At 67.0% G+C, this 25,313-nt stretch carries 22 protein-coding genes; 14 read left to right on the top strand and 8 right to left on the bottom strand.

Going from position 1 to position 25,313, the window contains the following annotated elements; genetic code table 11:
* The first annotated feature begins 193 nt into the window (after positions 1-193).
* The 7 genes from nudB (at position 194) to WS75_RS25180 (ending at position 9,239) form a co-directional block, all read left to right on the top strand.
* Complete coding sequence (nudB, locus tag WS75_RS25210) at positions 194-688, top strand: dihydroneopterin triphosphate diphosphatase (RefSeq protein WP_059684387.1); 495 nt, start codon at positions 194-196, stop codon at positions 686-688.
* Positions 685-1,959, top strand: coding sequence for a cardiolipin synthase ClsB (clsB, locus tag WS75_RS25205; RefSeq protein WP_059684363.1), 1,275 nt, complete (start codon positions 685-687; stop codon positions 1,957-1,959). Before nudB ends, clsB begins: the two co-directional genes overlap by 4 nt.
* Positions 1,960-2,158: 199 nt before the next feature.
* Positions 2,159-2,758: a TetR/AcrR family transcriptional regulator gene (locus WS75_RS25200; RefSeq protein WP_006751498.1), complete on the top strand. Its 600-nt coding sequence runs from the start codon at positions 2,159-2,161 to the stop codon at positions 2,756-2,758.
* Positions 2,759-2,816: 58 nt separating this feature from the next.
* On the top strand, positions 2,817-4,604 hold the full coding sequence (locus WS75_RS25195) for an acyl-CoA dehydrogenase C-terminal domain-containing protein (protein WP_059607654.1): 1,788 nt from the start codon (positions 2,817-2,819) through the stop codon (positions 4,602-4,604).
* A 113-nt stretch (positions 4,605-4,717) separates the two neighbouring features.
* A complete protein-coding gene (locus tag WS75_RS25190; protein WP_059684360.1) occupies positions 4,718-7,153 on the top strand; it encodes a 3-hydroxyacyl-CoA dehydrogenase/enoyl-CoA hydratase family protein in 2,436 nt (811 codons plus the stop codon).
* 26 nt (positions 7,154-7,179) lie between these two features.
* Positions 7,180-8,379 (top strand): acetyl-CoA C-acyltransferase, encoded by a 1,200-nt coding sequence (locus tag WS75_RS25185; RefSeq protein WP_059684357.1) that lies wholly within the window; start codon positions 7,180-7,182, stop codon positions 8,377-8,379.
* Between the two features lie 92 nt (positions 8,380-8,471).
* A complete protein-coding gene (locus WS75_RS25180) occupies positions 8,472-9,239 on the top strand; it encodes an enoyl-CoA hydratase (protein WP_059684354.1) in 768 nt (255 codons plus the stop codon).
* A gap of 18 nt (positions 9,240-9,257) precedes the next feature.
* Here WS75_RS25180 and fdhD read toward each other — a convergent pair whose 3' ends face one another.
* Positions 9,258-10,088 (bottom strand): formate dehydrogenase accessory sulfurtransferase FdhD, encoded by an 831-nt coding sequence (fdhD, locus tag WS75_RS25175; RefSeq protein ID WP_108064683.1) that lies wholly within the window; start codon positions 10,086-10,088, stop codon positions 9,258-9,260.
* A gap of 113 nt (positions 10,089-10,201) precedes the next feature.
* Between fdhD and WS75_RS25170 the strand changes: the two genes are divergently transcribed.
* On the top strand, positions 10,202-10,684 hold the full coding sequence (locus WS75_RS25170) for a nitrate reductase associated protein (RefSeq protein WP_059528173.1): 483 nt from the start codon (positions 10,202-10,204) through the stop codon (positions 10,682-10,684).
* Positions 10,685-10,730: 46 nt separating this feature from the next.
* On the opposite strand, the gene WS75_RS25165 is transcribed toward WS75_RS25170, so the two are convergent.
* Positions 10,731-11,126, bottom strand: a complete 396-nt coding sequence (locus WS75_RS25165) for an acyl-CoA thioesterase (protein WP_059684352.1) — start codon at positions 11,124-11,126, stop codon at positions 10,731-10,733.
* 177 nt (positions 11,127-11,303) lie between these two features.
* Between WS75_RS25165 and WS75_RS25160 the strand changes: the two genes are divergently transcribed.
* The gene (locus WS75_RS25160; RefSeq protein ID WP_059684348.1) at positions 11,304-13,175 is read left to right on the top strand and encodes an ABCB family ABC transporter ATP-binding protein/permease; all 1,872 of its coding nucleotides are present in this window, start codon (positions 11,304-11,306) and stop codon (positions 13,173-13,175) included.
* Positions 13,176-13,385: 210 nt separating this feature from the next.
* Here WS75_RS25160 and murU read toward each other — a convergent pair whose 3' ends face one another.
* Together murU and WS75_RS25150 are read right to left on the bottom strand one after the other, a co-directional pair.
* Positions 13,386-14,108 (bottom strand): N-acetylmuramate alpha-1-phosphate uridylyltransferase MurU, encoded by a 723-nt coding sequence (gene murU, locus WS75_RS25155; protein ID WP_059684346.1) that lies wholly within the window; start codon positions 14,106-14,108, stop codon positions 13,386-13,388.
* 22 nt (positions 14,109-14,130) lie between these two features.
* Positions 14,131-15,180: an aminoglycoside phosphotransferase family protein gene (locus WS75_RS25150; protein WP_059684343.1), complete on the bottom strand. Its 1,050-nt coding sequence runs from the start codon at positions 15,178-15,180 to the stop codon at positions 14,131-14,133.
* A 223-nt stretch (positions 15,181-15,403) separates the two neighbouring features.
* On the opposite strand from WS75_RS25150, the gene WS75_RS25145 reads away from it, so the two are divergent.
* Genes WS75_RS25145 through rsmA form a run of 4 tightly spaced genes read left to right on the top strand, consistent with a single transcriptional unit; the run spans position 15,404 to position 21,061 of the window.
* A complete protein-coding gene (locus WS75_RS25145; RefSeq protein ID WP_059684340.1) occupies positions 15,404-17,764 on the top strand; it encodes an LPS-assembly protein LptD in 2,361 nt (786 codons plus the stop codon).
* 51 nt (positions 17,765-17,815) lie between these two features.
* Positions 17,816-19,174, top strand: a complete 1,359-nt coding sequence (locus WS75_RS25140; RefSeq protein ID WP_059684337.1) for a peptidylprolyl isomerase — start codon at positions 17,816-17,818, stop codon at positions 19,172-19,174.
* 11 nt (positions 19,175-19,185) lie between these two features.
* Entirely contained in the window at positions 19,186-20,175 is a 990-nt protein-coding gene (gene pdxA / locus WS75_RS25135; RefSeq protein WP_059684334.1) for a 4-hydroxythreonine-4-phosphate dehydrogenase PdxA, read from the top strand.
* A gap of 55 nt (positions 20,176-20,230) precedes the next feature.
* Positions 20,231-21,061, top strand: a complete 831-nt coding sequence (gene rsmA, locus WS75_RS25130; protein WP_059684332.1) for a 16S rRNA (adenine(1518)-N(6)/adenine(1519)-N(6))-dimethyltransferase RsmA — start codon at positions 20,231-20,233, stop codon at positions 21,059-21,061.
* 122 nt (positions 21,062-21,183) lie between these two features.
* On the opposite strand, the gene WS75_RS25125 is transcribed toward rsmA, so the two are convergent.
* On the bottom strand, positions 21,184-22,119 hold the full coding sequence (locus WS75_RS25125) for a DMT family transporter (protein ID WP_059684330.1): 936 nt from the start codon (positions 22,117-22,119) through the stop codon (positions 21,184-21,186).
* 360 nt (positions 22,120-22,479) lie between these two features.
* On the opposite strand from WS75_RS25125, the gene gloA reads away from it, so the two are divergent.
* Entirely contained in the window at positions 22,480-22,869 is a 390-nt protein-coding gene (gene gloA, locus WS75_RS25120) for a lactoylglutathione lyase (RefSeq protein WP_011657880.1), read from the top strand.
* A gap of 107 nt (positions 22,870-22,976) precedes the next feature.
* Here gloA and WS75_RS25115 read toward each other — a convergent pair whose 3' ends face one another.
* The 3 genes from WS75_RS25115 to gmhB are packed head-to-tail and all read right to left on the bottom strand — an operon-like array spanning position 22,977 to position 25,303.
* Positions 22,977-23,885: a M48 family metallopeptidase gene (locus tag WS75_RS25115; RefSeq protein WP_059684385.1), complete on the bottom strand. Its 909-nt coding sequence runs from the start codon at positions 23,883-23,885 to the stop codon at positions 22,977-22,979.
* Between the two features lie 46 nt (positions 23,886-23,931).
* Entirely contained in the window at positions 23,932-24,696 is a 765-nt protein-coding gene (locus tag WS75_RS25110; protein ID WP_059684328.1) for a lysophospholipid acyltransferase family protein, read from the bottom strand.
* A 43-nt stretch (positions 24,697-24,739) separates the two neighbouring features.
* The gene (gmhB, locus tag WS75_RS25105) at positions 24,740-25,303 is read right to left on the bottom strand and encodes a D-glycero-beta-D-manno-heptose 1,7-bisphosphate 7-phosphatase (RefSeq protein WP_059684326.1); all 564 of its coding nucleotides are present in this window, start codon (positions 25,301-25,303) and stop codon (positions 24,740-24,742) included.
* Positions 25,304-25,313: the final 10 nt, after the last annotated feature.

Here is a 25,313-nt window from a genome sequence, read left to right as displayed (position 1 = left end):
GTCCGCTTGATCCCTTGCTCCATTTGGCACCTCTTCGTTTCGGCGAAAAAGTGTCAACCTATTTCAGGACGGGTCACGCCCAACAAAAAAGGCGCCGTTGTGCGCCTTTTTCGCTTTTTGCGGTACAGTCGCAGCACTTGCCGCACGTTCGGGTCCAGGCCCGGCGCACGGCCCTGTGCCGCATGAAACAAAGATGACGAAGCCGCCGAAAATCCCCGAATCCGTTCTCGTCGTGATCTACACGCCCGAACTCGACGTACTGGTGATCAAGCGTGCCGACCAGCCCGATTTCTGGCAATCGGTGACCGGATCGAAGGACGCGCTCGACGAGCCGCTCGCGCTCACGGCCGCGCGCGAAGTCGCCGAGGAAACCGGCATCGCGGTCGGGTCGCCCGACGTGCCGGCCACCGCGCTGATCGACTGGCACCACCGGATCGAATACAACATCTATCCGCAATACCTGCATCGCTATGCGCCGGGCGTCACGCGCAATATCGAGCACTGGTTCGGCCTGTGCGTGCCGCGCCGCGTGGACGTGACGCTGTCGCCGCGCGAGCATGTCGACTACGCGTGGCTGCCGTTCCGCGAAGCGGCCGCGCGTTGCTTTTCTCCGTCGAATGCCGAAGCGATCCTGCAACTGCCCGTGCGCGTGTCGCTCGCACGATCACCGCACGGCTCGTCCGCATGAATGCGGAAACCCGCAAGCGCTTCGCGCAATTGCGGCAGATGTTCCTGCAGGAGCGCGGCTCCGCGTCGCGGCTCGCGTTCACGGCCGGTAACACGGTGCGCCTTTGCGAGACCGGCAATGAATTCTTCCACGCGCTGATCGAACGGATCGATGCGGCGCGCGAGCAGGTGATGCTCGAAACCTACATCTTCTGCGACGACGCGGCCGGCCGCCCGGTGTCGGATGCGTTGATGCGCGCGGCGCAGCGCGGCGTGCGCGTGCGCGTGATCACCGACGGCGTCGGCACCGCGCGCCTGCCGCTGTTCGATACGTGGGCCGAGGCCGGTGTCGAGCACTGCATCTACAACCGCTTCCTGTTCGGCCGCTTCGGCTTCTCGCGCACGCACCGCAAGCTCGCGGTGATCGATCATGCGGTCGCGTTCTGCGGCGGCATCAACATCGTCGACGACTACACGCAGGGCAGCGCGACGCTGCCGTTCCCGCGCTGGGATTTCGCGGTCGAGATGGCCGGGCCGGTGGTGTCGGACGTGCGCGCCGCGTTCGAGCTGCAGTGGCACCGCATCCAGTTCGGCCACAAGCCTTATGCGCAGTACGCGGCCGGGCTGCACGGCGGCGAGGCGTTCCCGGACATGTTCCGGCGCTGGATGCGCAGCCACCGGTGGATCAAGGCCGGTGCGCTGCGGGTCGTGACGGAGCCGAGCGTCGCGTTCGTCGCGCGCGACAACGTCGTGAACCGCCGCGCGATCGAGAAGGCGTATCTCGCCGCGATCGGCCAGGCGCGCCAGCGGATCCTGCTCGCGAATCCGTATTTCATGCCGGGCCGCAAGCTGCGCCGCGCGCTAACGGGCGCCGCACGCCGCGGCGTCGACGTGCGGATCCTGATCGGCCGTAACGAGTTCACGGCGCTCGATACGGCCGTGCCGTTCCTGTATCACGCGCTGCTGCGCGCGGGCGTGCGCGTGGCGGAATACGACAAGACGATCCTGCACGGCAAAGTGGCGGTGATCGACGACAATTGGGCGACCGTCGGCTCGTCGAACCTCGACGCGCTGAGCCTGATGCTGAACAATGAGGCGAACGTCGTGCTGGTGCGCTACGATGAGATCACCAACGAACTGCGCGACGCAATCGCGGCCGCCTTTACCGAAGGCCGTGAAATCGATGCGGCTAGGTATGCCGCGCGGCCGCGCATCGAGCGTATGCTGAACTGGCTCGCGTACAACACGTACCGCATCGTGATGAAGGCGCTGACGGTCGGTGGTTACGACTGACGAAGACTAAGCGTTCGCTTCAAAAATCTGTCCGCACGTTCGTGCGGAAAAGCCGCTCCGGTCCCGCCGGAATCGCGCAAAATAGCGGCTCGGTTAGACACCGGTTTCTAATAATTTCCTTGTTTCGCGAGCGGCTGCACTCAATAATAGTACGGCCGTTCGATTTTATTCGAACCCCCGAACGGTTACAGAAATAGCTATGCGAAAAGGCGAACAGACGCGTGCCGCGATACTCGAAGCTGCTTTGGACCTCGCCAGCCGTGACGGGCTGGAGGGGCTGACGATCGGCCTGCTGGCCGAGCGCATGCAGATGAGCAAGAGCGGTGTGTTCGCGCACTTCGGATCGCGCGAGGACCTGCAAGTCGAGGTCGTCCGCGAGTATCACCATCGTTTCGAAAACGAGGTGTTCTTTCCGAGCCTGCGCGAGCCGCGAGGGTTGCCGCGCCTTCGGGCGATGCTGGCCCGCTGGACGGAGAAGCGCATCCAGGAAGTGACGACCGGATGCATCTACATCAGCGGCGCCGTCGAGTACGACGACCGGCCCGACAGCCCCGTGCGCGAGCAGTTGATCGCGAGCGTGACGGCCTGGCGTGCCGCGATGCTGCGTGCCATTTCGCAGGCGAAGGAAGAAGGCCATCTGCGTGCGGATACGGATCCGGACCTGATGCTCTTCGAGTTGTACAGCTTCACGCTCGGCCTGCATCACGACGCACGATTCCTGCATTCGCCGGATGCCGTGCGCCTCACGTGGGCCGCGCTGGAAAAAACGATCGTTTCGTATCAGAGCGAGAGCCGTTAGCGGCGCGTGATCCGCCCGCCAGGAGCTCGAGCCGTTTTGCCCACCTTTGGAGAGAGTCATGGGACAGTACGCCGCGCCGCTGCGCGACATGCAATTCGTGTTGCACGAGCTTCTGAACGTCGAAGCCGAGGTCAAGCAAATGCCGCGGCATGCGGACCTCGACGCCGACACGATCAACCAGGTCCTCGAGGAGGCGGGCAAGTTCTGCTCCGAGGTGCTGTTCCCGCTGAACCAGGTCGGCGACCGTGAAGGCTGCACGTATGAAGGCGACGGCGTCGTGAAGACCCCGACCGGCTTCAAGGAAGCGTATCAGCAGTACGTCGAGGCCGGCTGGCCGGCGCTCGGCTGCGATCCGGACTACGGCGGCCAGGGCCTGCCCGCGTTCGTGAACAACGCGCTCTACGAAATGCTGAACTCGGCGAACCAGGCGTGGACGATGTATCCGGGCCTGTCGCACGGCGCCTACGAATGCCTGCACGCGCACGGCGCGCCGGAACTCCAGAAGCAGTATCTGCCGAAGCTCGTGTCGGGCGAATGGACGGGCACGATGTGCCTGACCGAGCCGCACTGCGGCACCGACCTCGGCATCCTGCGCACCAAGGCCGAACCGAACGGCGACGGCTCGTACTCGATCAGCGGCACGAAGATCTTCATCTCGAGCGGCGAGCACGACATGTCGAAGAACATCGTCCACCTCGTGCTCGCACGCCTGCCGGACGCGCCGCAGGGCACCAAGGGGATCTCGCTGTTCATCGTGCCGAAGTTCATTCCGGACGCCGCGGGCGAGCCGGGCGAGCGCAACGGCATCAAGTGCGGCTCGATCGAACACAAGATGGGTATTCACGGCAACTCGACGTGCGTGATGAACCTCGACAACGCGAAGGGCTGGATGGTCGGCGAGCCGAACAAAGGCCTCAACGCGATGTTCGTGATGATGAACGCCGCGCGTCTGGGCGTCGGCATGCAGGGCCTGGGTCTCACGGAAGTCGCGTACCAGAACTCGCTGACGTACGCGAAGGAACGCCTGCAGATGCGCTCGCTGACGGGCCCGAAGGCACCGGACAAGCCGGCCGACCCGATCATCGTGCACCCGGACGTGCGCCGCATGCTGCTCACGCAGAAGGCCTACGCCGAAGGCGCGCGCGCGTTCACGTACTGGTCCGCGCTGCAGATCGACAAGGAGCTGTCGCACGCCGACGAAGCGGTGCGCAAGGAAGCGGCCGATCTCGTCGCGCTGCTCACGCCGATCATCAAGGCGTTCCTGACCGACAACGCGTTCGAGTCGACCAACCACGCGATGCAGATCTATGGCGGCCACGGCTTCATCTCCGAGTGGGGCATGGAGCAGTACGTGCGCGACGCGCGGATCAACATGATCTACGAAGGCACGAACTCGATCCAGTCGCTCGACCTGCTGGGCCGCAAGGTGCTCGGCGACATGGGCGCGAAGTTGAAGAAGTTCGGCAAGCTCGTCACGGAATTCGCGGAAGCCGAAGGCGTGAAGCCGGAAATGGCCGAGTTCATCAACCCGCTCGCCGACATCGGCGACAAGGTGCAGAAGCTGACGATGGAAATCGGCATGAAGGCGATGCAGAACCCGGACGAAGTCGGCGCTGCCGCCGTGCCGTACCTGCGCACCGTCGGCCACCTGGTGTTCTCGTACTTCTGGGCGCGCATGGCACGCCTCGCACTCGACAAGGAAGCGTCGGGCGACCCGTTCTACAAGTCGAAGCTCGCGACCGCACGCTTCTACTTCGCGCGCCTGCTGCCCGAAACGGCGGCGACGATCCGCGCCGCGCGCGCCGGTTCGAAGACGCTGATGGAAGTCGACGAATCGCTGTTCTGACGCGAGTCCGGGCGGTGCGCGCCGCGCGCCGCCCGAACGCAACGGTTCCTGGTACTCACTTCGCCGTGCAGCCCTCACATCCCGCGCTGCACGACACTATCCGGAGACATCCCGTGAGCAATTTCCTGATTCGCAAGGTCGCCGTGCTGGGCGCCGGCGTGATGGGCGCGCAGATCGCCGCGCATCTCGTCAACGCGCGCGTGCCGGTGCTGCTGTTCGACCTGCCGGCCAAGGAAGGCCCGAAAAACGCGATCGCGCTGAAGGCGATCGAGAACCTGAAGAAGCTGTCGCCCGCGCCGTTCGGCGTGAAGGACGATGCGAAATACCTCGAAGCCGCGAACTACGAAGACGACATCGCGAAGCTCGCCGAATGCGACGTCGTGATCGAGGCGATCGCCGAGCGGATGGACTGGAAGCACGACCTGTACAAGAAGGTCGCGCCGCACATCGCACCGAATGCGATCTTCGCGACCAACACGTCGGGCCTGTCGATCACGAAGCTGTCCGAAGGTTTCTCGGACGAGCTCAAGTCGCGCTTTTGCGGCGTGCACTTCTTCAACCCGCCGCGCTACATGCACCTCGTCGAGCTGATCCCGACCGCGCATACGCGCCCGGAGATCCTCGACCAGCTCGAAACCTTCCTGACGAGCATCGTCGGCAAGGGCGTCGTGCGCGCGAAGGACACGCCGAACTTCATCGCGAACCGCGTCGGCATCTTCTCGATCCTCGCGGTGATTACCGAGGCCGCGAAGTTCGGCCTGCGCTTCGATGAAGTCGACGACCTGACGGGCAGCCGCCTCGGCCGCGCGAAGTCGGCGACGTTCCGCACGGCGGACGTGGTCGGCCTCGACACGATGGCGCACGTGATCAAGACGATGCAGGACAACCTCGCCGACGATCCGTTCTTCCCGGTCTACCAGACGCCTGCCGTGCTCGCCGAACTGGTGAAGCAGGGCGCGCTCGGCCAGAAGACGGGCGGCGGCTTCTACAAGAAGGAAGGCAAGGCGATCAAGGTGCTCGACGCGAAGACGGGCACTTACGTCGATTCGGGTGCGAAGGCGGACGAAACCGTCGGCCGCATCCTGAAGCGCCCGCCGGCGGAACGCCTGAAGCTGCTGCGCGAGACGGACCATCCGCACGCGCAGTTCCTGTGGTCGATCTTCCGCGACGTGTTCCACTACATCGGCGTGCATCTCGAGTCGATCGCCGACAACGCGCGCGACGTCGACCTCGCGATCCGCTGGGGCTTCGGCTGGAACGAAGGCCCGTTCGAAGGCTGGCAGGCCGCTGGCTGGAAGCAGGTTGCCGAGTGGGTGCAGGAAGACCTCGCGGCCGGCAAGGCGCTCGCGAACGTGCCGCTGCCGTCATGGGTGCTCGAAGGCGCGGTTGCCGAGAAGGGCGGCGTGCACACGGCCGAAGGCTCGTGGGCGCCTGCTTCGAAGCGCTTCGTGCCGCGTTCCGACCTCGCCGTCTACGGCAAGCAGGTGTTCCGCGCGCCGCTCGTCGGCGAAGCCGGCGCCGATCCGAAGACGTACGGCAAGACGCTGTTCGAAACCGACGCGGTGCGTGCATGGGTCGACGATCGTGCAGGCGAGGACGACGTCGTGATCGTGTCGTTCAAGTCGAAGATGAACACGATCGGGCCGAGCGTGATCGACGGCCTCGTGCAGGCGATCGAACTCGCGGAGAAGGACTACAAGGGCGTGGTGATCTGGCAGCCGACGTCGCTGAAGCTCGGCACGCCGGGTGGCCCGTTCTCGGCCGGTGCGAACCTCGAAGAGGCGATGCCCGCGTTCATGATGGGCGGCGCGAAGGGCATCGAGCCGTTCGTGAAGAAGTTCCAGGAAGGCATGCTGCGCGTGAAGTACGCGAACGTGCCGGTCGTTGCGGCCGTGTCGGGCATCGCGCTCGGCGGCGGGTGCGAACTGATGCTGCACAGCGCGAAGCGCGTCGTGCACGTCGAAAGCTACATCGGTCTCGTCGAAGTGGGCGTCGGCCTCGTGCCGGCGGGCGGCGGCCTGAAGGAAGCGGCGCTGCGCGCGGCGGAAGCGGCAACGGCCGCGAACGCGACCACCGACATCCTGAAGTTCGTCACGAAGTCGTTCGAGAACGCGGCGATGGCCAAGGTTTCGTCGTCGGCGCACGATGCACGTGCGATGGGCTACCTGAAGCCGTCCGACACGATCATCTTCAACGTGTTCGAGCTGCTCGACACCGCGAAGAAGGAAGCACGCGCGCTGGCGGCCGTCGGCTACCGTGCGCCGCTGCGCGCGAAGGACGTGCCGGTCGCAGGCCGCTCGGCGATCGCGACGATCAAGGCATCGCTCGTCAACATGCGTGACGGCCGCTTCATCAGCGACCACGACTACCTGATCGCGAGCCGTATCGCCGAAGCCGTGTGTGGCGGCGACGTCGAAGCCGGCAGCCTCGTCGACGAGCAGTGGCTGCTCGCACTCGAGCGCCGCGCGTTCGTCGAACTGCTCGGCACGCAGAAGACGCAGGAACGGATCATGGGCATGTTGCAGACCGGCAAGCCGGTGCGTAACTGAGCGAGCGACAAGGCAAGGAGTCTGAAATGAGCAAACAACTGCAAGACGCATACATCGTCGCCGCCAGCCGCACCCCGATCGGCAAGGCTCCGCGTGGTGTTTTCAAGAACACGCGACCCGACGAGCTGCTGGTTCACGCGATCAAGTCGGCGGTCGCCCAGGTGCCCGGCCTCGACACGAAGGTGATCGAGGACGCGATCATCGGCTGCGCGATTCCGGAAGCCGAGCAGGGCCTGAACGTCGCCCGCATGGGCGCGCTGCTCGCGGGGCTGCCGCAGACGGTCGGCGGCGTGACGGTCAACCGCTTCTGCGCGTCGGGCATCACGGCGCTGGCGATGGCGGCGGACCGCATCCGCGTCGGCGAATCGGACGCGCTGCTCGCGGGCGGCTGCGAATCGATGAGCATGGTGCCGATGATGGGCAACAAGCCGTCGATGTCGCCGCACATCTTCGATCGCAGCGAGGATTTCGGCATTGCATACGGGATGGGCCTGACCGCCGAGCGCGTCGCCGAGCAGTGGAAGGTGAGCCGCGAAGACCAGGACGCGTTCTCGGTCGAATCGCACCGCAAGGCGCTCGCCGCGCAGCAGGCGGGCGAGTTCGGCGACGAAATCGCCGCATACACGATCACCGAGCGTTTCCCGAACCTCGCGACGGGTGAAGTCGACGTGAAGACGCGCGAGATCGCGCTGGACGAAGGCCCGCGCGCGGATACGTCGCTCGAAGGCCTCGCGAAGCTGCGCACGGTGTTCGCGAACAAGGGCTCGGTCACGGCCGGCAACAGCTCGCAGACGTCGGACGGCGCGGGCGCGCTGCTCGTCGTGTCGGAGAAGGTGCTCAAGGAATTCAACCTGACGCCGCTCGCGCGCTTCGTGAGCTTCGCGGTGCGTGGCGTGCCGCCGGAAATCATGGGCATCGGTCCGAAGGAAGCGATTCCGGCCGCGCTGAAGGCCGCAGGCCTGAAGCAGGACGATCTCGACTGGATCGAGCTGAACGAAGCGTTCGCCGCACAATCGCTGGCGGTGATGCGCGATCTCGGCCTCGACCCGTCGAAGGTCAACCCGATGGGCGGTGCGATCGCACTCGGCCACCCGCTCGGCGCGACCGGCGCGATCCGCGCGGCGACCGTCGTGCACGGCCTGCGCCGCCGCAACCTGAAGTACGGGATGGTCACGATGTGCGTCGGCACCGGCATGGGTGCGGCGGGCATCATCGAACGCCTGTAAGCGGGACGCGACGAAAAGCGACGACGGTGCGCGGGCCACGAGCTCGCGCACCGTTTTTTCATTCCGATAGAGGAAAGTCAAAGGAGACGGTTGTGGCCGAAATTCAAGTGGAACGCGCCGATGGCGTGATGACGATCACGATCGCGCGCCCGGCGAAAAAGAACGCGCTGACGGCGGCGATGTACCAGACGATGGCCGATGCGCTCGCCGACGCGCAGGAGGACAAGGCAGTCCGCGTGATCTTGCTGCGCGGCAGCGACGGCAACTTCAGCTCGGGGAACGATCTCGAGGATTTCCTGAAGGCGCCGCCGAAGGACGAAAACGCGTCGGTATTCCAGTTTCTCGCGCGGATCAGCAGTGCGACCAAGCCGATCGTCGCGGCGGTGCCGGGCATCGCCGTTGGCGTCGGCGTGACGATGCTGCTGCACTGCGATCTCGTCTACGCGGCCGACACCGCGGCGTTCTCGCTGCCGTTCGCGCAGCTCGGGTTGTGCCCGGAAGCCGCATCGAGCGTGCTGCTGCCGCGTCTGGCCGGCCATCAGGTCGCCGCTGAAAAGCTGCTGCTCGGCGAAGCGTTCGACGCGCTGGAAGCGCACCGCATCGGCATCGTCAATCGCGTGCTGCCGGCCGCCGAGCTCGACGCCTTCGCGGCGAAGCAGGCCGCGAAACTCGCGGCGCTGCCGGCGTCGTCGCTGCGCGTGACGAAGGCGCTGTTGAAGGAGACGGGAGGCGTGGCCGTTGCCGCGCGGATGAGTGAGGAAGCCGGCCACTTCTCCGCGATGCTGCGCGCGCCGGAAGCACGCGAGGCGATGACGGCGTTCTTCGAGAAGCGCAAGCCGGATTTCCGTCAGTTCGACTGACGGCGCGGCCTGACGGCATCAGGCCGTGCCGTAATCGACGTGGCCGGTTTCGCGGCAGAAGCAGAGCAGCCGGAGGCCGGCCGCCTTCGCGATCTCGATCGCGAGCGACGACGGCGCGGAGATCGTCGCGACCATCGGGATGCCGACCCGCGCCGACTTGCGCACGAGCTCGTAGCTCGCGCGGCTCGACAGGAACACGAAGCCGTCGGTCGCGTCGGCTCGCGACAGCACGAGCGAGCCGATCAGCTTGTCGAGCGCGTTGTGGCGTCCGACATCCTCGAACGCCATCCGGATCGCGCCTGTTGCGTCGCACCACGCGGCCGCGTGCAGGCCGCCGGTGAGTCTCGTGAGCGCCTGGTGCGCCGGCAGCGCGTGGGCTGCGCGCGCGAGCGCGTCGGGCGCGAGGCGCGCGAGGAAGCCGGTATCGGGCACCCGTTCGGGCGCGAGATCGAGCAGGTCGATGCTCTCGATCCCGCACACGCCGCAGCCGGTGCGCCCCGCGAGCGCGCGGCGGCGGTCCTTCAGCGCGGCGAACGCCTGCTGGACGACCTCCAGATGCACTTCCGCGTGCGGCAGCGACGCGTCGGCGTGGAGGATCACCTCGATGTCCTTGATGTCGCTGCCGCGTTCGACGATCCCTTCCGAGATCGCGAAGCCGACCGCGAACGCCTCGAGGTCGCGCGGCGTGCACATCATCACCGCGTGCGAGATGCCGTTGAAGACCAGCGCGACCGGCCATTCCTGGCCGACGTAGTCGTGCGCGGTTTCGACGGCGCCGCCGCGCGTGCGGCGCACGGACAGCTCGATCGCGCCGCGCGGTTCTTCTGTTTCAGTCGGATTCACGAGCACTCCAGTTGATTCGAGGCAGGGCGGCGACGATCGTGTCCGCCGCTCGCGCGCAGAGGTTCTAAAATACCTCAGGCAGGCCGGCCGCGCCGGCATCCGCCTTTCAGGTAACGACCATGGGACTCAGCGACGCTCCGCTGCTATTCAATTTCGAACACGATTCGTCGGAAAACCTGACGTACATCCCGATGATCGTGCGTTTCAATCTCGACCGTTTCGGTCTGCGGATTTCGCTGGAGCAGTGGCAGCTGCTGCCGCTCGAGGACCGCAAGCTGCTCGCGCGTTTTCCGGCCGACGACGACACCGCGATCGAGCCCAATTTCGATCACGCGCTGTTCGAAATGCTGCGCACGCACGCCGACCTCGAACCGTCGTGGTTCCAGCCGGACGAGCAGCCGAGCTGGCGCGCGACCGATTCGGTGCCGGACGCGCTGGTGCAGCAGAGCGCGCTGGCCGGGCTGCCGGCGCCCGCGCTCGCGCAGTGGCAGCGGCTCGCGCCGTTCCAGCGCTACGTGCTGATGAAGCTGTCGCGCAAGCCGAAGCTGAACCACGATTTCCTGCCCGCGATGCGGGAGTTCGGGCTGACGGCCACGCACTGAGGCGGCCGCGGGCCGGTGGAGGGCGCCGTCGCACGGCGCGCGCCCGTCAGAGCGGCGGCAGTTGGCGCGGCTTGCGGTCGGTGCCGGTCGCGACGTAGGTGAGGGTTGCTTCGGTGACCTTCACGATTTCACCCATCAGGCGCATGCGCTGCGCGTACACCTCGACGTCGACCGTGATCGACGTGTTGCCGGTGCGCGTGATGGTCGCGTAGAAGCTCAGCAGATCGCCGACGAACACCGGCTGCTTGAACACGAACGAGTTGACCGCGACCGTCGCGACGCGACCGTTTGCACGCTGGCTAGCGGGGATCGAGCCGGCGATGTCGACCTGCGACATGATCCAGCCGCCGAACACGTCGCCGTGGACGTTCGCGTCGTGCGGTTGCGGGACGACGCGCAGCGCGGGTTGCTTTTGCGGGAGTTCGAGGGTCGAATCGGTCATGGCGGGGGCTTTCATCCTGTAATAAACGTGCCGCCGCGCGCAGGCCGGCCGGCGAGGGCGCCGGCAGCGGCGCGAAGCGGCTTCTGCGACAATACAACGTTCGCAAATTGTACGAGAAAGTGACCAAGCCGGCCGCCGATGCACGCGCCCGGCGCCGCCCCCGATCCTTCCCCCCCCATGCGCCGATTTCCTGCTTCCGGCGAGCCCGCGCCGGCTTCGACCGGGCCCCGCAACGACTGGCAGACCATCCGGTCGTTGCTGCCGTACCTGGCCACCTACAAATGGCGCGTCGCGCTCGCGCTCGGCTGCCTGATCGGCGCGAAGGTCGCCAACCTCGGCGTGCCGGTCGTGATGAAGCGCATCGTCGATCACCTGTCCTACGTCCAGCAGATCACCGCGATCGGCCGCGCCGAACAGTCGGCCGGCATCGTGCTCGCGGGCGGCGTGGGGCTGCTGGTCGTCGCGTATGCGCTCGTGCGGCTGTCGACGTCGCTGTTCACCGAGTTGCGCGAGATCCTGTTCTCGAAGGTCACCGAGAGCGCGGTGCGCCAGCTCGCGCTGCAGGTGTTCCGGCATCTGCACGGGCTGTCGCTGCGGTTCCATCTCGAGCGCCAGACGGGCGGCATGTCGCGCGACATCGAGCGCGGCACGCGCGGCATCCAGCAGCTGATTTCGTATTCGCTGTACAGCATCCTGCCGACGCTCGTCGAGGTCGGGCTCGTGCTCGGCTTCTTCGTGGTCAAGTACGAGGCCTATTACGCGTACGTGACGTTCGCGGCGCTGGTTACCTACATCGTGTTCACGGTGAAAGTCACCAACTGGCGCACGCATTTCCGCCGCACGATGAACGAACTCGATTCGCGCGCGAACTCGCGGGCGATCGATTCGCTGATCAACTACGAGACGGTGAAGTATTTCGGCAACGAGGAGTGGGAGGCCCAGCGCTACGACGAGAACCTGAAGCGCTACCGGAAGGCCGCGATTCGTTCGCAGAATTCGCTGTCGGTGCTGAACTTCGGCCAGCAGGCGATCATCGGCACGGGGCTCGTGTTCATCCTGTGGCGCGCGACGCAGGGCGTGCTCGCGGGCAAGTTGACGCTCGGCGATCTCGTACTGATCAACACGTTCATGCTGCAGCTGTACATTCCGCTGAACTTTCTCGGCGTCGTCTATCGCGAACTGAAGCAGAGCCTCACCGACATGGACCGCATGTTCGGGCTGCTGTCGGCCGCGAAGGAAGTGGCCGACCTGCCCGATGCGCGGCCGCTCGCGGTGGCCGGCGCGCAGGTGCGTTTCGAGCACGTGAATTTCGCATACGAGCCGGCGCGGCAGATCCTGCACGACGTGACGTTTACGATCGACGCGGGCACGACGACCGCGGTGGTCGGCCATAGCGGCTCCGGGAAGTCGACGCTGTCGCGGCTCTTGTTCCGCTTCTACGATCTCGACCGGGAGACGGGCGGTGCGATCCGGATCGACGGCCAGGACATTCGCGACGTCACGCAGGACTCGCTGCGTGCATCGATCGGGATCGTGCCGCAGGACACCGTGCTGTTCAACGACTCGATCTACTACAACATCGCCTATGGCCGGCCGACCGCGAGCCGCGACGAAGTGATCGCGGCCGCGCGCGCCGCGCATATCCACGACTTCATCGAGAGCTTGCCGAAGGGCTATGACACGCCGGTCGGCGAGCGCGGGCTGAAGCTGTCGGGCGGCGAGAAGCAGCGCGTCGCGATCGCGCGCACGCTGCTGAAGAATCCGCCGGTGCTGCTGTTCGACGAGGCGACGTCGGCGCTCGATTCGCGCTCGGAGCGTGCGATCCAGCACGAACTCGACCAGATCGCGCGGCACCGCACGACGCTCGTGATCGCGCACCGGCTGTCGACGGTCGTGCATGCGCAGCAGATTCTCGTGATGGACCACGGGCGGATCGTCGAGCGCGGCACGCACGACGAACTCGTGCGCGCGGACGGGCTGTATGCGCAGATGTGGGCGCTGCAGCAGCAGCGCGCGGCGGCGGGCGGGGAAGCGGCCGAGGCCGCGTGAGCGTGGATGTTGCGCCGGGCGGCGTGGGAACGGTCGGTTCGCCGGCCGTTCGGCATCGGGCGGCGTTGCGCCGTCACGGCCCGGCGCTGCGGCGCAGCGTTCGCGGCATGTGATCCAGGAGCGGCCCGCCGGCGATCGACCGGGCCGTCATCGGCCTTTCGGGCCGTTGGCCGCCACGCCGGGTTGCCTGACGGTCAGCCGCGAATCGGATCAGCCTGCGGCGGCACGCAGCCGCGCATCCAGTTCGCCGAGCTGCGCGGGCGTGCCGACGTTCTCCCAGATACCTTCATACAATTCGCCGCTCGCGCGGCCGGCCTCGATGGTCGACTTGAAGTACGGCGTCAGCGGCCGGTGCGTGCCGGGCACGATGTCGCGGAACATCCGCGTGTCGTACACGCCGATGCTGCCGAACGTGACACGCGGCTCGCCGGCGAGCGCCAGCCGGCCGTCGTCGCGGAGCACGAAATCGCCGTCCGGATGGAACGGCGGGTTCGGCACCATCACGAGATGCATCGCGGGCGCGTCGAGCGCGGCCATCCGCGCAGCGCGGGCGGCGAGCGTCCGGTAGTCGAATGCGCAGTACACGTCGCCCGCGACCGCCGCGAACACCGTCGGCCGGCCGTCGCGCTCGAGCAGCGGCAGCGCCTGCGCGATGCCGCCGGCGGTTTCCAGCGCGTCGCCTTCGGCGGAATACGCGAGCCGCACGCCCCAGCGCGAGCCGTCGCCGAGCGTTGCCTCGAACTGTTCGCCGAGCCACGCGTGGTTGATCACGATCGTCTCGATGCCCGCGCGCGCGAGCGCCTCGATCTGCCAGACGATCAGCGGCTTGCCGCCGACTTCGAGCAGCGGCTTCGGGCGGGTGTCGGTCAGCGGGCGCATCCGTTCGCCGCGTCCGGCGGCGAAGATCATCGCCGTGGTCAGGGTAGTGCTCATGTTCGGCTGAATGTGAGGGCGGTCAGAACGTATAGCCGACGTCGGCCGCGCCCTTGCCCTCGAGCTCGTCGAGCAGCTTCGCGAACGGCACGAGCGGGCGGTAGCGCAGCGCGACTTTGCGCGCGTACGCGAGGAAGCGCGGCAGGTCGTTCAGGTAATGCGGCTTGCCGTCGCGGTAGTTGATCCGTGCGAACAGGCCGAGGATCTTGATGTGGCGCTGCAGCCCCATCCACTCGAGCTGGCGGTAGAACTCGCCGAAGTCCGGATCGACCGGCAGGCCGGCCTTCTTCGCCTTTTCCCAGTAATACGCGAAGCAGTCGAGCTCGAACTCCTCGTCCCAGCTGATGAACGCGTCGCGCAGCAGCGACACGACGTCGTACGTCAGCGGCCCGTACACGGCGTCCTGGAAGTCGAGCACGCCGGGGTTCGGCTCGCAGACCATCAGGTTGCGCGGCATGAAATCGCGCAGCATGAAGCCCTGCGGCTGCGCATGGGCGCTCGCGACCAGCAGCGCGAAGGTGCGGTCGAGCGTGCCGCGCATCGCGTCGGTGACGGGCTTGCCGAGGTGCCGGCCGACGAACCATTCGGGCAGCAGCTCCATCTCGCGACGCAGGAATGCCTCGTCGAACGGCGGCAGCACGTCGGGCTTCGAGCTCAGCTGGAAGCGGATCAGCGCGTCGAGCGCGTCGCGCATCAGCGGGCGCGCCGCGACCGGGTCGGCCGGATCGAGCACCGAGATGTATGACGTGCGGCCGAGGTCGCTCACGAGCATGAAGCCCGCGTCGAAGTCGTGGGCCAGTATGTCTGGCACGTGGTCGCCGGCCGCGGCGAGCAACTGCGCGACCTGAACGAATTCGCGACACTTCTCGGGCGGCGGCGCGTCGACCGCGACCAGCGAGCCGCCGGGGCGCGTGGCCGACGCGACCCGGAAATAGCGGCGGAAACTGGCGTCCGAGGACGCGGGTGCGAGGGTCGACAGGTCGAGGGCGAAGCGCTCGGCGAGCGGGCGCAGCCACGCGGTCAGTGCGTCGAGACGGGCGTCGGGCTGGGATGCGGCGGATGGGGGTGTCATGAAACTCGGCGGAGGGGGGAACGTCTTGCCATATAATACCCCACGACTTTTTTGACGCGCCCCGCGTCAGCTTCCGCCGTGCAGGCTCGCCGCCTGTCGCGCCGTCCGCCCGATCGCCTCCCCGGTTTGCGCTCAGCCGCAGTCGCGGTGCGAAGGCGTGGCCCGCCGCGCGCGAATGTGCCGTGCAGGTGCGGTTGACAAGGGGCGATTCGCCAAACGATAGATGCCGCCCAAACCGCTATTCCCGAATGTCTTCCCCGGTGACGGGGCGCCGCGCAAACGGCGGCTCGCGCTCGCGCTCCTGGCCGTGCCCGGCCTCGTGCCGGCCGTGTCGTACGCGCAGCTGTCGGGTGCGGCCGCGCAGCCGCAGCCGCTCGACTCGCCGTGGGACCTGCGTCTCGCCCCGCAGCTCGAGGATCATCCGCTGAAGGACGGCGCGAAGCCGGCCACCTTCGTGATTGCCGACCATACGAGCGGCACGGCCGATCAGGACCTCGCCGCGAAGGGTTCGGCCGAGCTGCGCCGCGGCGACGCGGTCGTGAAGGCCGACGCGATCCACTACGATCAGGATACCGACATGGCCGATGCGTACGGCCAGGTCAAGGTGATCAACGGCGGCACGTCGTTTGCGGGCCCCGAGGCGCATCTGAAGGTCGAGGCGAACCAGGGCTTCATGACGGCGCCGAAGTACCACTTCAACGTGACGGGCGGGTCCGGCAGCGCGGAGCGCGTCGACCTGCTCGACAGCGAGCGCTCGGTGTTCGTCAACGGCACCTACACCGCGTGCCAGTGCTCGACGAACCCCGCGTGGTACATCAAGGGCAGCCGTTTCGACTTCGACACGGGCGCCGACGAAGGCACCGCGCGCAACGGCGTGTTGTTCTTCCAGGGCGTGCCGATTTTCGCGAGCCCGTGGATGACGTTCCCGCTGTCGGGCGAGCGGCGCAGCGGCCTCTTGCCGCCGACGTTCTCGATGAACTCGAACAACGGGTTCGAGCTGACGCTGCCGTACTACTTCAACATCGCGCCGAACCGCGACCTGACGATCACGCCGCGCATCATCTCGCGGCGCGGCGTGCAGACCGAAGCGACGTTCCGCTATCTGTCGCCGACGTATTCGGGCACGTTTACGGCCAATTACCTGCCGGATGACCGGCTCGCTCACCGCGACCGCTACGCGATCTACTGGCAGCACCAGCAGAACTTCGGCGGCGGTTTCGGCGGCTACGTCTACTTCAACAAGGTCTCGGACAACACGTATCCCGAAGACCTTGGGTCGATGAACCAGTTCATCAACGGGACGCAGACGCTGTACCAGCAGGAAGCCGGGCTCACGTACAACAACGGCCCTTGGTCGGTGCTCGCGCGCTACCAGCACTGGCAGACGCTGCCGCCGTCGATCGCGCCGTACAGCCGCGAACCGCAGTTGAACGTGAAGTACACGAAGTACAACGTCGGCGGCTTCGACTTCGGCGCGGAAGCCGACTATTCGCGGTTCCGCATCACGACCGCCGATGCGACCGAAGGCGACCGGATCGTCTTCAACCCGTACATCGCGTACGGCGTGTACGGCCCCGGCTACTTCGTCGTGCCGAAGGTCCAGTATCACTTCGCGTCGTACGACCTGAACTACCTGTCGTCGAGCACGCCGAATAGCCCGAAGCGCTTCACCGAGTCGATCCCGACCGTGAGCTTCGACACGGGCCTGATCTTCGACCGCTCGGTGCGCCTGTTCGGCCAGGACTTCATCCAGACCCTCGAGCCGCGCCTGTACTACGTGTACACGCCGTATCGCGACCAGTCGAACGCGCCGCTGTTCGACACGGCGGAATCGGACTTCGGCCTCGCGGAGATCTACCAGCCGAACACGTTCGTCGGCAACGACCGGATCGCGGATGCGAACCGGATCACGGCCGGCCTGACGTCGCGCTTCATCGATCCGCGCACCGGTGACGAACGCGCGCGCTTCGTGGTCGCGCAGCAGTACTATTTCGCCGACCAGCGCGTCACGCTGAACTCCGGCCAGAGCGCCGTGCTGGCGCGCCACTCGGACTTGATCGTCGGCGCCGCGCTGAAACTCGGCTCCGGCTTCATGTCGGAGACGGCGTTCCAGTACAACCAGAACAACAACCAGCTCGTGAAGTCGAGCGTCGGTTTCGGTTTCAGCCCGGGCGAGCGCCGCGTGATCAACGTCGGCTACCGCTATACGCGTGCGAACACGACGCTCGACAACCAGCCGATCAACCAGTTCCTGGTGTCCGCGCAATGGCCGCTCACGCGACGCCTGTATGCGATCGGCCGCTTCAACTACGACCTGGCCGCCGACCGGATCGTCGACGGTCTGCTCGGCTTACAATACGACGCGGATTGTTGGGCGCTCGGGGTCGGTGTCCAGCGGTACGCGAACGGCGTGAACACATCGGGGCAGCAGAATTCGTCGACGCGAGTCATGATGCAGCTGACGTTGAAGGGGCTGTCGAGCGTCGACAACGGTCTCGTGGCCGCATTCCGCGCCGGGGTGCCGGGCTACACGCCCCTGCCGTCCACGCCGCCGCCGATGTCCCGCTTCAGCAACTACGAGTAACGCCGGCTTGTCTGCACCAGTCAGCACGATTTCAATGGAGTATCAGTGGCAATGAAGAAAACCCTTCGTTTCGCGGCAGTCGTGTCCAGCCTCGCCGCGTCCGCCGCGCTGCTCGCCGCCGCGCCGGCCGCGGCGCAGGCGCTCGGTTCGCAAGGTGCGCAGCTCGCCGACGAAGTCGTCGCGGTCGTCAACAACGACGTGATCACGGGCCGCGAACTCGACCAGCGCGTCGGCCTGATCTCGCGCCGGCTGCAGCAGCAGAACGCGCCCGTGCCGCCGGCCGACCAGCTGCGCGCGCAGGTGCTGAACCAGATGGTGCTCGAACGCATCCAGGTGCAGAAAGCCAAGGACGACGGGATCCGCATCGACGACGCGACCGTGCAGTCCACGCTGCAGCGCCTCGCGCAGGCGAACGGGATGACGCTCGAGCAGTACCGCGCGCGGATCGTCGCGCAAGGCGTGCCCTGGAGCGTGTTCACGAGCGACGCCCGCACCGAGCTGATGCTGTCGAAGCTGCGCGAGCGCGAGGTCGACGGCAAGATCACCGTGTCGGACGCCGAGGTCGCGAACTACATCGCGAGCCAGCGCGGGCCGAACGCATCGCAGCAGCAGGACCTGCGCTTCCAGCACATCTTCATCAAGGCACCGACCAACGCGCCGCAGGCCGACATCGAAGTCGCACAGAAGAAGGCTGAGGCGCTGCTGCAGCAGGCCGTGTCGGGCGCCGATTTCGAGAAGCTCGCGAAGAACAATTCGGAAGCGAATGACGCGAAGAAGGGCGGCGACCTCGGCTTCAAGGCGCCGGGCGCGCTGCCGGCCGACGTCGTCGAAGCCGCATCGAAGCTGCGCCCGGGCCAGGTCAACCCGACGCTGATCCGCGTGCCGGACGGCTTCGAGATCGTGCGTCTCGTCGACCGCCGCCAGAGCCAGGGCGCGACCGCCGCGGCACCGAAGATCGTCCAGACGCACGTGCGCCACATCCTGTTGCGGGTCGGCGAAGGCAAGTCGGAAGGCCAGGCGCGCCAGCAGCTGCAGGACATCCGCCGCCAGGTCGAGGCGGGCGGCGATTTCGCGAAGTTTGCACGCACTTACTCGCAGGACGGTTCGGCGTCGCAAGGCGGCGATCTCGGCTGGATCAGCCCGGGCGAGACCGTGCCGGAATTCGAGCGCGCGATGAACAATCTGCAGGACGGCCAGATCAGCCAGCCGATTCGTACCGAATACGGCTACCACCTGATCCAGGTGATCGAGCGCCGCGAGGCGGAAGGCTCGGTGCAGCAGCAGATGGATATCGCGCGCCAGGCGATCGGCCAGCGCAAGGCCGAGCAGGCGTACGCCGACTGGCTGCGCGAACTGCGCGATTCGTCGTACGTGCAGTACAAGATCGGTGGCGTCGGACCGGCGAACTGAGCGAGCTTCACATGACGGCATCCGCGCTGCAGATCGCGATCACGACCGGCGAACCCGCGGGTGTCGGCCCGGAGCTGACCGTGCAGGCGTTGCAGGATGCCGCGCGGCGCTGGCCGGGCGCGCATTTCACCGTGCTCGGCGACGCCGCGCTGCTCGACGCGCGCGCGGCGGCGGTCGATGCCGACCGTGCGCTGCTCGCCGGCCGCGGTGCGGTGTCGGTCGAGCATCATCCGCTCGCCGTGCCCGCGCAGGCCGGCAAGCTCGATGCAGCCAACGGCCGCTACGTGCTCGCGCTGCTCGATGCCGCGATCGACGGCGCGATGGCGGGCCGGTTCGACGCGATCGTCACCGCGCCGCTGCAGAAGAGCACGATCAACGATGCCGGCGTGCCGTTCACCGGCCATACCGAATACCTTGCGGAACGCACGCACACGCCACGCGTCGTGATGATGCTGGCAGGCACGGGCGAGCGGCCGCTGCGCGTCGCGCTCGCGACCACGCACCTGCCGCTGAAGGACGTGTCGGCCGCGCTGACGATCGACGGGCTCGTCGAGACGCTGGCGATCATCGATCGCGACCTGCGGCGTGACTTCGGTCTCGCGGCGCCGCGCATCCTTGTGACGGGGCTGAACCCGCACGCGGGCGAGAACGGCTATCTCGGGCGCGAGGAGATCGACGTGATCTCGCCGGCGCTCGCGCGCGCGCAAGTGCAAGGCATCGACGCGCGCGGCCCGTATCCGGCCGACACGCTGTTCCAGCCGCGCCATCTCGAGGATGCCGATTGCGTGCTCGCGATGTTCCACGATCAGGGCTTGCCCGTGCTGAAGTATGCGACCTTCGGCGAGGGCATCAACGTCACGCTCGGGCTGCCGATCATCCGCACGTCGGTCGATCACGGCACCGCGCTGGATCTGGCCGGCACGGGCCGCGCGGATCCGGGCAGCATGGTCGCCGCGCTCGACACGGCCGTCACGATGGCGCGCCATCGCCGCGCGGCCTGACGCGCGCGGCCCCAGGCCTGAATTCATTCGTCGTATTTTTCGTTTTTCTCAGTCGATGTCGAACAGCAGACAGCACCAAGGCCACTTCGCGCGCAAGCGCTTCGGGCAGAACTTCCTCGTCGATCACGGCGTGATCGACTCGATCGTCGCGACGATCGGTCCCGCGCGCGGCCAGCGGATGGTCGAGATCGGCCCCGGCCTCGGTGCGCTGACCGAGCCGCTGATCGCGCGTCTCGCGACGCCCGAGTCGCCGCTGCATGCGGTCGAGCTCGACCGCGACCTGATCGGTCGCCTGCAGCAGCGCTTCGGTGCGCTGCTGGAGCTGCACGCGGGCGATGCGCTCGCGTTCGACTTCGGCTCGCTCGCGGCACCCGGCGACAAGCCGTCGCTGCGGATCGTCGGCAACCTGCCGTACAACATTTCCAGCCCGCTGCTGTTTCACCTGATGACGTTCGCCGGCGTGGTCATCGACCAGCATTTCATGCTGCAGAACGAGGTCGTCGAACGGATGGTCGCGGAGCCGGGCACGAAGGCGTTCTCGCGGCTGTCGGTGATGCTGCAGTACCGCTATGTGATGGACAAGATGCTCGACGTGCCGCCGGAGTCGTTCCAGCCGCCGCCGAAGGTCGATTCGGCGATCGTCCGGATGATTCCGTACGAGCCGCACGAACTGCCGGACGTCGATCCCGTGCTGCTCGGCGAAGTGGTCACGGCTGCGTTCTCGCAGCGTCGGAAGATGCTGCGCAACACGCTCGGCGACTACCGCGAGACGATCGATTTCGACGGGCTCGGCTTCGACCTCGCGCGACGCGCGGAGGATGTGAGCGTGGCCGAATATGTCGGCGTCGCGCAGGCGCTTGCGAAGGTGCGCAAGGCCGCGGAGTAGCAGGACCACGCGGGCAACGCGCGTGGTGCCCGCCGGCTCGAGATTCATGAGGCTGCCCTGACGGGCAGCCTTTTTGTTTTTCCGCGCCGCTCTCGTCGCGGCCGGACCGCGGCCGGGCGGCGTTACGCGCGCCGGCGCGGCGGCGCGTTGACGAGCGCGATCCCGATCAGCACCAGCGCGGCCGCGGACATGAAGCGCCAGCCGACCGACTCGCCGAGCAGCAGCACACCGAACGCGACACCGAACAATGGCGACAGGAACGTGAACACCGACAGCCGCGACGCGCTGTAGCGCGTCAGCAGCCAGAACCACGACAGGTAGCTGACGAACGCGACGATCACCGACTGGTACGCGAGGCTTGCGAGCGCGATCGGTGTGACCTGAGCGAACGACGTCTGGCCGAGCAGCGCGGCGAGCGCGATCAGCACGACGGCCGACACAGCGAGCTGGTAGAACAGCGTCTTGCTCGCGCTGGTCCGCGCGAGCGACGTCGAGCGCACGACGACCGTCGTGGCGGCCCACATCGCGCCGCCGAGGATGCCGAGCGCGTCACCGGCCAGCCCTGCCAGCACCGATGCGCCAGGCGTGCGCGGCTTGAGGAAGCCGTCCGCGAACGCGAGCGCGATGCCGGCGAACGCGAGGCCGACGCCGGCCCACTGGACGCGCTGCAGCCGCTCGCCCGGCGCGAACAGGTGCAGGCCGAGTGCCGTGAAGCACGGTGCCGTGTAAAGGAAGATCGCCATGTGCGACGCGCTCGTCAGCGTCAGCCCCAGAAAAACGCAGACGAACTCGCCGGCGAACAGCGCACCGGCCGCGATGCCCGCGCCGAGCGTGCCGTCCGCGCGGAACAGCGGCGTGCCGCGCGAGCGGGCCCAGCCCCACAGCAGGAGCGCGGCGATCACCGAGCGCAGCCCGGCCTGGAACATCGGCGGGATCGCGGCGTTCGTGCTCTTGATCGCGACCTGCTGGAAGCCCCAGATCGCGCACAGCAGCAGCATCACACCGATGGCGCGCGTGTCGAGCGCGCGGCGCGCGTGCGTGCCGGCGAGCGCGGTCATCGGCGGACCTCGCCGATGCGGCGGGAAGGGGGCACAGGCATGGGCAGCGGCGGACGGATGTCGCGTCCGGCGCGCTCGATTTGGCGGTTTGGCACGGCGGGCTGTGTGGCTGAATGAGGTGGTGGTGGCGTTCAAGCGGCGGACGGCATGCCCGCTTTTGGTGCGAGGTGAGAGGATGTTACCCGATCAGTGGACTTGCCGGGGGGCCGTCGGATACGGCGATCACTGCCGCCGCGCGGGCATCGGGCTCGCCGTCCAGAAGCCCGGTATCGGCCGACGGCGCACGGGGCGCCGCCGGCGGGATTCACCTGACTCCGGTAGAATTTCCGCTTCTGGAAAGTCCCCACAGGAGTACAACACATGCGTTTGCTGCATACGATGCTGCGAGTCGGCGATCTCGACCGCTCGATCAAGTTTTACACCGAATTGCTCGGCATGAAGCTGCTGCGTCGCGAGGATTATCCGGAAGGCAAGTTCACGCTCGCGTTCGTCGGCTATGAAGCGGAAAGCACGGGCACCGTGATCGAGTTGACCCATAACTGGGACACGCCGTCCTACGATCTCGGCAACGGCTTCGGCCATCTGGCGGTGGAAGTCGACGATGCGTACGCGGCCTGCGACAAGATCAAGGCGCAAGGCGGCAAGGTGACTCGCGAAGCGGGCCCGATGAAGCACGGCACGACCGTGATCGCATTCGTCGAGGATCCGGACGGCTACAAGATCGAGTTCATCCAGAAGAAGGCGCACTGAGCGCGGGATGAGCGGCGCGCGACGCACGATGGGCGTCGCGGGCAAGGAAAACGGGCGATGCGGAGGGATCCGCATCGCCCGTTCGTATTTTGGTGCGACCGATCGCGTTACAGCGACGGCAGCAGCTCGGGCGGGTGATGCTTGAGCGTGTGCCGCGCTTCGCGAAATTCCGGGAAGATCGATTCGACGGTGTGCCAGAAGGCCGGGCTGTGGTTCATTTCGCGCAGGTGCGACAGCTCGTGCGCGACGACGTAGTCGATGATCGACATCGGGAAGTGGATCAGCCGCCAGTTCAGCCGGATCTTGCCGTCGCTCGAGCAACTGCCCCAGCGCGTCGCGGCCGACGACAGCGCGTACATCGAATACGTGACGCCGAGCTTTTCCGCATAGACGACGAGGCGCTCGCCGAAGATTCGCTTCGCTTCGCCCTGCAGCCAGCCCTGCACGCGATCCTTGATCTGCTGCATGTCGGCTTGTGCGGGCAGCGGCAGCGACAGCCGCTGCGCTTCGGCATCGAATGCGGCCGCGCCGGCGCCGAGCGCGATCGTGATCGTCTTGCCGAGATACGGGAGTTGCGCGCCGTCGCGCCAGTCGATCTGCGGCAGCGCGCGCTGCTCGGTGCGGGTTTTCCACTCCGCGAGCTTCGCGAAGATCCAGCGCTGCTTCTCGGCGATGGCGGCTTCGATGTCGGTGAGCGTGACCCAGCGCGGCGCGGTGATCGACAGCCCGCTGCCGTCGATCGTGAAGCCGATCGTGCGGCGCGCGGAGCGCTTCAGCCGATATTCGAGCACACGGCTGTCGAGTGCGAATGTGCGGACGCGGGAGCGATCGCGCGCGGGGCCCGGATCGAGCGGCGCCGTGGGCACGGCAGGAGCCGCAGCCGCTTCAGGCGACGAGGGTGGTGCGGCGGGTGCCGACGGTGCCGGCGATGCCGCCGGCCCGTCGAAGAGCGGCAGGTCCATCTGGCGATGATCGAGGGCCACGACGGCAGGCCGTGGCCGCGGACGCTTTTTCATCAGTTCGCTTCTTTTCGTCGTTCGCAACGGCTGCAATCCGGGTGATTCAGACGCGCGCGGCATCGCGCGTGCCGGCATTGCCCGGCTGGCGATAGGCATCGGGATCGATGCGGCGCATTTCCGCTTCGATCCATGCTTCGACCTCCGAGTTCAATACGTCGGGCGTCTTGCCTTCGACGGGAATCGGCTTGCCGATCGACACGGTGACGACGCCCGGGAATTTCGTGAACGAATTGCGCGGCCACACGCGACCTGCATTGTGCGCGATCGGCACGACCGGCGTGCCGGTTTCGATCGCGAAGCGCGCGCCGCCCGTCTTGTACTTGCCCTGCTTGCCGACCGGCGTGCGCGTGCCTTCCGGAAACATGATCATCCACGCGCCTTCCGTCAGGCGCTTCTTGCCCTGGCGGATCACCGACGCGAACGCGTTCTTGCCTTCCTTGCGGTTGATGTTGACCATGTGCAGCAGCCCGAGCGCCCAGCCGAAGAACGGCACGTACAGCAGTTCGCGCTTGAACACATAGCAGAGCGGCTTCGGCATCAGCGCCGGAAACGCGAGCGTCTCCCACGCGGACTGGTGCTTCGACAGCAGCACGGCCGGGCCGTCGGGCAGGTTTTCCATCCCTTCGATCCGGTAGCGGATGCCGTTCAGCCAGCGCACGACCCACAGCGTCGATTTGCACCAGCCGGCCGCCATCCAGTAGCGCGCGTCGGGACGCATGAACGGGAACGCGATGAAGCACGCGGTGGCGTAAGGCACCGTGTACACGATGAAGTAGATCAGCAGCAGCAGGGAGCGGACGAAGCGCATCGGCGTGGGTCTGACAGTAGGGAGGATGCGCGCGGCAGCCGCATCACTCGTGTTCGTGTGAAAGGAAGTCGAGCGCGAATGCACGCAGGTCATCGTGGACCTTCGTGCCGTCCGGCAGATTTCCCGCGGCGAGCGTCTTCTTGCCCTTGCCGGTCAGCACGAGGTGCGGCTTGAAGCCGACCGCGACGCCGGCCTGCAGGTCGCGCAGGGAATCGCCGACGGCCGGCGTGTGACCGGGGTCGACCTCGAAGCGCTCCGCGATCATCTGCATCATGCCGGGCTTGGGCTTGCGGCAGTCGCAGTGGTCTTCGGCCACGTGCGGGCAGAAGAACACCGCGTCGATGCGCGCGCCGACGGCGGCCGCCGCGCGATGCATCTTCAGGTGCATCGCGTTGAGCGCGGCCATGTCGAACAGCCCGCGGCCGATGCCGGACTGGTTGGTCGCGACGACCACGCGATAGCCTGCGTGGTTGAGTCGTGCGATCGCCTCGAGGCTGCCGGGCAGCGCGATCCACTCGTCGGGCGTCTTGATGAACGCGTCCGAATCGACGTTGATCACGCCGTCCCGGTCGAGGACGACGAGCTTGCGGTTGGGGCTGGTCGGCATCGTTCGGCCC

The sequence above is a fragment of the Burkholderia sp. FL-7-2-10-S1-D7 genome, from assembly GCF_001524185.1.
Lineage (GTDB): Bacteria > Pseudomonadota > Gammaproteobacteria > Burkholderiales > Burkholderiaceae > Burkholderia > Burkholderia diffusa.
This window is presented reverse-complemented; position numbering and strand designations above follow the sequence as displayed.